Source organism: Gemmobacter caeni (assembly GCF_003054195.1).
GTDB lineage: Bacteria > Pseudomonadota > Alphaproteobacteria > Rhodobacterales > Rhodobacteraceae > Gemmobacter > Gemmobacter caeni.
Genome location: NZ_QBKP01000047.1, coordinates 1 through 7,443, shown reverse-complemented (window position 1 = coordinate 7,443; position 7,443 = coordinate 1). Strand labels below are relative to the sequence as shown.

The following is a 7,443-nucleotide window of genomic DNA, read 5'->3' as shown; positions in this document are numbered from 1 at the left end:
ACCTTAAACCCGGCATTCAGCGACTGGGTGATGGGGTGGCCACCTGGCTGGACCGATCCGCTGCGGCCGGTAACGGGGTGGTCCCGCTGGCTGCGGCAAGGGCGTGGCGCTATCTGAAGGCGGAGATCACGGCCGAGCAATGAAGTGCTCCAGATCGCCTGAAAAGAGCAATCCGGCCGGACTTCAATCCGGTCGGTTCGGGGGCATCTACGAAGGGCAACAAGGAGCCTGACATGACCCGGATCAAGACCACAGCCCCGCCCCCTGCCGCCTGCCTGACACGGATCGCCCAGGTCCATATGGGCATCGAAACGCTGGAGGAGCGGCGCTCGGACAGCCTTGATTTCCATGAGGTGAGCGTCTGGTCGGTCAAGGATGCCCTGCAGGCCGCGTTTGAGGCGGGTCAGGCCGCCGCGCGGGAGGCATGACGATGGAAGGCCCGATGCTCTGCAAGCTAATGGAAACCAGCTACCACGCCGCGCGGGATCTGTTGCTGGAGGCCGCCCGCGAGATGGACGAGGCGGGCAGCGCTGCGCGTCAGGGCAACCCGACGCTCGCACGCGGAATCGCCCTCGGCGCGGAGGTTGACCTGCTCAAGGCGGTCGATCTGCTCAAGACAGTCGGGGCGCTGCAGCGCCTCGGGTGATTGGCGAAGCAGTCGGTAGAAAGGGTAGCGCTCAGCTGTGATTGGTTTCCGTTCGTGACACTATCTCGGCGCATCCGCCCAAACGCCAGAGACCCCGGTCTATCTGGGGCTCTTATTTGATGACGCGAAGAGCCTGACCGACGACGCGCTCCTCGATGGGCAAGATGCCGCGTAACAGAGCTTCAACCTCATCAAGTGGCAAATTTAGAGCATTTGCGATCTCATTCTTGCCCTGGCGTTTCGCCCACATGTCGGCCAATATCTGCTTCCACACTGTAGAAGTCTCTCTCTCGATCCCGCTAGGCTCGGCGGTCCGGTAACCCTTCTGGCCGAGCTCGATGCATATCGAGCGATACTGCCACTCACTGAGAATCTCGAGCGACCGGAACCGATACGCCAGAGCCATCGCCGATACTTTCCATCGGCGTTTCAAGCGGATAATCACCCTAGTGTCGATGAACCGAGGCGCGTGAGCCAAAACGTCAGTCCGAGGCATCAGGAATGCCGACGCGAAGGCGTTCGCTTCGTTCTCAGCGGCTCTTGCCCCATTCCTTGCACCATGCCGATGAAGGATCAGGTGTCCCATTTCGTGGCAGGCGTCGTAGAGGTTGCGCTCGGCAGACTTGAACGAGTTCAAGAACATGTAGGGTGTGTCGCCTCGCCAGAACGAGAACGCATCAACGTTCGCCGTCTCCTCGGATAGCCCAAGAATGCGGACACCTCTGGACTCCATCAATTTGAGAACGGCGCCGATAGGCCTGTCACCCAGCCCCCAGCTTTGTCGCAATGCTTCTGCTGCGACTTCCGGAGAATACTCGGCCATTGACCTGAGGTCTGGGAAAGCTGGTTGTGGCAGGCTGAACACGCGTTCAGCCCAGTCCATCATCTCGACACCGATTTCGCCAGCACTGAGAGCTGCATCTCGCTCTCTGGCCGACATATTGGACAGGCTTCGAAAGCTAACCATCTCTGTCGACAGCTCGGGAAGTTCCTCACTGAGCATGAAAAACTCTGCGGGGTAACCTAGAGCCGCCGCCAGTCTGTCGATCGAACCTTGATCAGGCTCGTTCTGACCACCTTCCAGACGCGTTATTGTGACAGGACTGAGCCCTGACTTTTCAGCCAGAGCCTTGGCAGTCATTTTGCGGCGCTTGCGTGCCGCAGCCAATCTCTTCCGGTTGAACATCACTGTTCATTCTTGCGCTTAACCTCGATGACGAACTCGTCACCGTCCATCGGACCTACATCTGGCAACGTAAGCTCAAGGTCAAGATCATCGCCTTCAGCCAGAAAAATCCGATCAGTGAAGCCCTGAATGACCCGGTCCTTGGTAACGGGGCTGCTCAACTCAAGATTCCCGTTTCGGTCAATCATCAGATAGTAGACGGAATACTTGGACGTCTTCACGCGCCGCGCATTGGGAAGGAGTGTGAAAGCCACTTCTGGAAGTGTGATGCCGACACTCTCGAAGAGAGGAAAGCCGCAGATGCGCTCAGAGTTGACGCCGATACGCGACGCGGCCTGAGGCTTCTTGTCCTCACTGCAGCAACGATCCATGTTCTTGAACAGGATGATCGTTTTGATTTCCTCATTGTAAATACCCTCCAGGCCCCCAACGGCATAGACCGCCCATCCATCCTTGGGGACGTGTTCTCCCCTGAGAGCCTCTACACCATCATGGTAGCCGAAAGTGCCACGCGTATTGGCCGGATGAAACGCGGTGGCGCGGCGGCTGGAGGCAAGCGCAACGGCACCAACAGAGACGAGCCGCTTGCGCTCAAGGCGCAGGGCATCTAGCTTTATAGAGACCTCGGAATCTGTCCGATGGAAGGCTGTTGCGATCTGCATGATAGAACACCGTGTTAATTTTTCAGACCTCATATGAGACGAAGAAAATTAACATGTCAACCCGCGACACCTGTTCCCACCATTCTTGGAGCGTATCTGCGGTGTACGGGCGGTGCCGTTCTGCCAGCCTTATGAGCAGCCGGGCCGTCTTCGACACGGCGCGCAACCTCGGCAAGGGGGGCAAGGGGGGTGAGTGGGGTGTCGAGGCATGCATTTAGTGCATAGCTCTGCCTGGAACCGCTGGCCCGGTATTTTTGTCGTTTTGGCCCGGTATTTTTGTCGCGCTACACCTCGACAAGGAGGCGAAGGGAGCGTCGAGATATGCAGCTGTAGCATATCTCTGCTTTCAGTTTCTGGCCCCCTAATTTTGTCGTTTTGGCCACTTGTAGCGCGACAAAAATACCGGGCCAAAACGACAAAAATACCGGGCCAGCAGACTAAGCCAGAGCTATGCTCCAGGTGCATATCTCGACACTCCCTTCGCCCCCCTTGCCGAGGCTGCGCGCCGTGTCGAAGACGGCCCACACCGGCCATTCTGCTGACCGAGATGTTGCAGTGCGCCACCCACCAAAGCCGCCTTTCGAGAGGTGACGCAGCAAAACATGCGAGAGACATTGTTGTGATTTGAACAAACGTGACATTTGGGCCGAGCAGATATGCTTTCAAATTTAGAACTGCAGCGAAGTATGCGTGGCACATGCAGTGCATCAGGCCATCTGCTGATCGTCCACTGGAGCCCTTGACGAAGATGCCGCTTCGTTGACATGCGCGCGAATGCAACCTCCTGACGCGCTAACAGACTCTGGCCTTGGAACAGACAGCCATCAAGGTGCTGCAAAGCCGCAAGGCTGCACGCTGCTTGAAGGCTCCATTGATCGGCGTGCGCCGGTCCGGATACGGCAATGGCAGCGCCGGTTCAGGGAAGCTGCGGCATCCCCGACCGCGATTGCCAAAGGCGAGCCATCGCCCGTTTCGGAGCGTCAAAACAGAACGTCACCGTGACGTGAAACTTCCCCGGCGCGACGCGCGCATGCGGTCGATATGCCGGGATCGCCCTGTCCTTAACACTCAGAAAAGGCCGCTGACTTCGGCGCTTTGCTTGAACTTGTCATAGGCACAGACCACGACGCGGTCGGCCGGGGCGCCCTGTTCCGGCCCGACCATCACGGCAAAGGCGTAGGATTCGGAACCATAAGGATCGACGTTAATCGTGTTCACCGTGATCATCCCGCCGACGGCGTTCAGGCAGGCCTGCCGGACGGCGACCTCAAGCTCTGCCCAGGCATCATCGCTGGACGCCTGCGCCTGCTGGGCGAAGGTCATGATGGTTGCCGCAAAGCAGGCGGCGCGTGTCAAATGGCGGTGCCGTCCCAAAAGTCCGGTCATGGGGGATATCCTTCTTTTCCATGATTGAAGTCTGTTCTGCCCGCGATCCACAGGAAGGGGCCGGGGGCGCCCTTCCTTGCACGGGATATGGCTGGAATTGCATTTGGACCGGGCCGCAGCATTGGGCGGCCCGGTCCAGGTATCAGATCAGTTGAATTCCCAGATGGTGCCGGTTTCGTTGGCCATGGTGACCTTGCCTTCCGAAGAAATAAAGATGTCACTCGGCATCCCCGTCGGCTCGGGCGGATAGGCGTAAAGAACCTCGCCCGCCGCATCCAGACCCATCAGCTGGCCGCCGGTGGTCATCACGACCTCGGCCGTATCGGCATAGCGGATGCTGGGGTCATTGTTGACACACCAGATGAAGCGGTTGTCGGCCTCGGTGTAGATGCAAAGATTGCCGTCGGCCTGGAAGATCATGTAATAACCGTCCAGCAAAAAGCGCTGTTCGCGGGTGACGACGCCTGCAATGCCTTCCCTGAGTGCTTCGGGGGCAGGCTCAGGCTCCGCAACCGGCTCCGCTTCGGGCTCTGGCCTGGCTTCGGGCAGCACAATCTGAACGCCGGTTGCAGCCTGCGCCGCCGCCAGCGCGGCCTGGCCGATATCGTCAACCGGGTTGGAACCGTCGGCGCTCTGGGCGGGCGGCAGGTCAGGGACTGCCGCGTCGGACGCTTGCACTTTCGCGGCGGCATCTGCGAAGGCAGCGTTGCCCGTCAGCGCCACGTCATAAGTGCAGTCGCGCAGCAGATTGACCTCGGTCACGCTGGCTTGCAGGCAGGTGGTTGCGGCGGTGGTGCGGGTTTCTTCGGGCAGGTCGGCCATGACAACGGGCGCGGGCGGCGGGGCCAGCGGCGCAGGCGGGCGGTGACCGAACAGATTTTCGTCGGCCGTCACGCGCCAGGATTCGCCAAAGCGGTCAACCTCGTCCTGTGTGGTGGGCAGGGCGATCACCTCGCCGCTGCGCAGCGTCAGGTCATTGGAGCGGTCGCCGTCCTCAATGCCAACCAAACCGATTGCGGCAGGTCCTCTTGTGCCTTTCATTACAGCTGAATCACCTGCCACGACGTTAGTAGGATCCTTGATCCGAAACGCCTCCGGTGCAGCGCTATTATAAAGACGATCGCCCTCAGGATAGCGGTAGATCGTGTAGATTGTCTCTTTGGTGCGGACCGTGACGTCCATAGAACCACCCTGCGGCAGATAGTATGTCCGGAAGCCAGAACTTCTGGCCAAGCCAAGGTCCAGGACCGCGCCGTTCAGCAGCACTTTATCATCGTCGAAATAGATCTCGATCACATCACCATCGATGAAGGCTGCCGCAGCAACGTTGACAGTGACGGCAGGATTCGTAGCCGAGATTTCGTTGCGCTGGTGTAACACGAAGCGGCTGTCGGCCGTGCCAGCGACAACGAAATCACCTGGCACTTGAAAATCAAAGCGGAGCCCATCCATGCTCCGCACATGAACATCGCCATAGGCAACATCCATCATACCATCTGCACCCGCCTTAGGTGCAGGTTCAGGGGTGCCTGTCTGCGGGGCCGCGATCACGCTGCCGTTCAGCACGACATCCGCCGCGCGCAGCTTGTTGCCCGCGGGACAATCGTCAACCTGTGTGATGACGACACGGTTCTGGCCCGCGCGCAGGAATTGCGCCATGTCCAGGGTGACGTTCTGGTTATAGGCCACGAAATTGTTGATGCCGTCCGGCATGTCCGGCGTGCCGGTCGGGTAAGCCTCATTGAAGATGGTAATGCGCGAGCCGTCATCCATCCCCGTAAAGCTGATCGTGAAATCCGAGACCTGCGCGCCTTCGGGGACGGTCACGACCGTATCGAAGAACACAAAGTCAAAGGCCTGAAGGCAGGTTCCCTCGGCCAGACGCGAGATCTCGTCGCCGTTATGGCCTTTGAACGCGATGATCTGCGGATCGGGTGCAGGCTCCCAACCGGGCGCGTTGGCGTCCGGGATCGGCGGGGCATAGACAAAGGCCAGCGGATCCCCGTTGGCCGGCGAGACTACGCCGGGCACGGTCACGATCTCGCTCGTCCGGTTCATGCGCCAGTCGGTGCGAGTTACATCCTGCGCGAGCGCGCTGGTGGCAAAGGTGGCGAATATGGCGGTTGCGGGTAACAACATGTTGCGCCCTGCGCCTATGCCTTTGAATGAATGCTGCAAGTAGCTCTCCCTAAATGAAATCACGCATATCAAGACGAAGCATGCTGACCTTTCTGTCAATACGGATTCACGGCAAAATCGAGGCTTGATATCTGATAACAATCGGGAAATTTCAACCGTTACAAAGCTGGGCCACCCATTTCTGACGGCCTTTGTACAGTGCTATTGCGATGATGACGCGCGGGATGGCGGCCGCTGTGATGATCACCTTTTGCGCCTAACCTGCCTCGGCAAGGTGGTCAGCGAAAAGCTTCGGGCGTGGGGTGTGATGCGCCAATACCCCCGCCGCCTGAAACGTCAGATGCTTCAGCGCAGGGCGTGTCATGGATGCGATCCGTTTCCAACCAAGGGTTCCGTTGTCGACGCGGAAATTGCCGGCAAAGTGCTGATTCGATGCAAAATCTGACGTGTCCATCTCATTGGCACGCTGGAATGGCTCATAGTCAGTCCGAACCTAGGCATCATCTAGACCACATCTCCCGAAGGCCACATTTACCTGCACGCAAGCCGATGGCAGCTTGGATCTCTTGGTTTCAGGCTAAGACAGGGTATGCGTGTCATAATTGCCACAATTTCCCGTCTCCGTGTTTTCCATCGAGCTTTTGCTCTCTCAAATCCAACACGCAGCCGCTGTGTCGCGAATTGGTTGAGGGACCGCTTTATCCGTCGCGCCGCGGATGCGGTGCCGCACCGCCGTCAGGCCGCTCTCCGCCCTTCTGGGCAACAGGCGTTTCGCCGATCACCCAAGCCGTTGCAGCGCCCCGACTGCCTTGACCAGATCGATCGCCTTCAGCAGGTCAGCCTCCGCCCCGACTGCGATTCCGCGTGCGAGCGTCGGGTTGCCCTGACGCGCAGCGCTGCCCGCCTCGTCCATCTCGCGGGCGGCCTGAAGCAAAAGATCCCGTGCGGCGTGGTAGCTGGTTTCCATCAGTTTGCAGAGCATCGGGCCGTCCATCGTCATGCCTCCCGCGCGGCGGCCTGACCGGCCTCAAACGCGGCCCGCAGGGCATCCCTGACCGACCAGACGCTCACCTCATGGAAATCAAGGCTGTCCGAGCGCCGCTCCTCCAGCGTCTCAAGGCCCAGATGGACCTGGGCGATCCGTGTCAGGCAGGCGGCGGTGGTCGGGGCTTTGGTCTTGATCCGGGTCATGTCAGGCTCCTTGTTGCCCTTCGTAGATGCCCCCGAACCGGCCAGATTGAAGTCCGGCCGGATTGCTCTTTTCAGGCGATCTGGAGCACTTCATTGCTCGGCTGTAATCTCCGCCTTCAGATAGCGCCACGCCCTTGCCGCAGCCAGCGGGACCACCCCGTTACCGGCCGCAGCGGATCGGTCCAGCCAGGTGGCCACCCCATCACCCAGTCGCTGAATGCCGGGTTTAAGGT

The 7,443-nt window shown here is 59.5% G+C and carries 8 protein-coding genes; 2 read left to right on the top strand and 6 right to left on the bottom strand.

The features are described 5' to 3' along the window. The first annotated feature begins 233 nt into the window (after positions 1-233). Both C8N34_RS25340 and C8N34_RS25335 read left to right on the top strand, forming a co-directional pair. The gene (locus C8N34_RS25340; RefSeq protein ID WP_108131014.1) at positions 234-428 is read left to right on the top strand and encodes a DUF6900 domain-containing protein; all 195 of its coding nucleotides are present in this window, start codon (positions 234-236) and stop codon (positions 426-428) included. Further along, complete coding sequence (locus C8N34_RS25335; RefSeq protein ID WP_206752329.1) at positions 425-646, top strand: hypothetical protein; 222 nt, start codon at positions 425-427, stop codon at positions 644-646. The genes C8N34_RS25340 and C8N34_RS25335 overlap by 4 nt, the downstream gene beginning before the upstream one ends. Positions 647-758: 112 nt before the next feature. Here C8N34_RS25335 and C8N34_RS25330 read toward each other — a convergent pair whose 3' ends face one another. The 6 genes from C8N34_RS25330 to C8N34_RS25300 form a co-directional block, all read right to left on the bottom strand. Then, positions 759-1,832: a helix-turn-helix domain-containing protein gene (locus tag C8N34_RS25330; protein ID WP_108131012.1), complete on the bottom strand. Its 1,074-nt coding sequence runs from the start codon at positions 1,830-1,832 to the stop codon at positions 759-761. Then, entirely contained in the window at positions 1,832-2,494 is a 663-nt protein-coding gene (locus C8N34_RS25325) for a hypothetical protein (RefSeq protein WP_108131011.1), read from the bottom strand. Before C8N34_RS25325 ends, C8N34_RS25330 begins: the two co-directional genes overlap by 1 nt. Positions 2,495-3,562: 1,068 nt before the next feature. Beyond that, positions 3,563-3,880, bottom strand: a complete 318-nt coding sequence (locus C8N34_RS25320) for a hypothetical protein (protein WP_108131010.1) — start codon at positions 3,878-3,880, stop codon at positions 3,563-3,565. Between the two features lie 147 nt (positions 3,881-4,027). Continuing rightward, on the bottom strand, positions 4,028-6,058 hold the full coding sequence (locus C8N34_RS25315) for a hypothetical protein (RefSeq protein WP_145693896.1): 2,031 nt from the start codon (positions 6,056-6,058) through the stop codon (positions 4,028-4,030). A 739-nt stretch (positions 6,059-6,797) separates the two neighbouring features. Further along, the gene (locus tag C8N34_RS25305) at positions 6,798-7,013 is read right to left on the bottom strand and encodes a hypothetical protein (RefSeq protein ID WP_108131007.1); all 216 of its coding nucleotides are present in this window, start codon (positions 7,011-7,013) and stop codon (positions 6,798-6,800) included. A 2-nt stretch (positions 7,014-7,015) separates the two neighbouring features. Further along, positions 7,016-7,210, bottom strand: coding sequence for a DUF6900 domain-containing protein (locus tag C8N34_RS25300; RefSeq protein WP_108131006.1), 195 nt, complete (start codon positions 7,208-7,210; stop codon positions 7,016-7,018). Between the last annotated feature and the right edge of the window lie 233 nt (positions 7,211-7,443).

What these genes read in the sequence shown, in the direction of transcription:
- C8N34_RS25325 (WP_108131011.1), bottom strand. Translation starts at nt 2,494, where the DNA reads ATGCAGATCGCAACAGCCTTCCATCGGACAGATTCCGAGGTCTCTATA.
- C8N34_RS25305 (WP_108131007.1), bottom strand. Translation starts at nt 7,013, where the DNA reads ATGGACGGCCCGATGCTCTGCAAACTGATGGAAACCAGCTACCACGCC.
- C8N34_RS25320 (WP_108131010.1), bottom strand. Translation starts at nt 3,880, where the DNA reads ATGACCGGACTTTTGGGACGGCACCGCCATTTGACACGCGCCGCCTGC.
- C8N34_RS25335 (WP_206752329.1), top strand. Translation starts at nt 425, where the DNA reads ATGACGATGGAAGGCCCGATGCTCTGCAAGCTAATGGAAACCAGCTAC.
- C8N34_RS25340 (WP_108131014.1), top strand. Translation starts at nt 234, where the DNA reads ATGACCCGGATCAAGACCACAGCCCCGCCCCCTGCCGCCTGCCTGACA.
- C8N34_RS25330 (WP_108131012.1), bottom strand. Translation starts at nt 1,832, where the DNA reads ATGTTCAACCGGAAGAGATTGGCTGCGGCACGCAAGCGCCGCAAAATG.
- C8N34_RS25300 (WP_108131006.1), bottom strand. Translation starts at nt 7,210, where the DNA reads ATGACCCGGATCAAGACCAAAGCCCCGACCACCGCCGCCTGCCTGACA.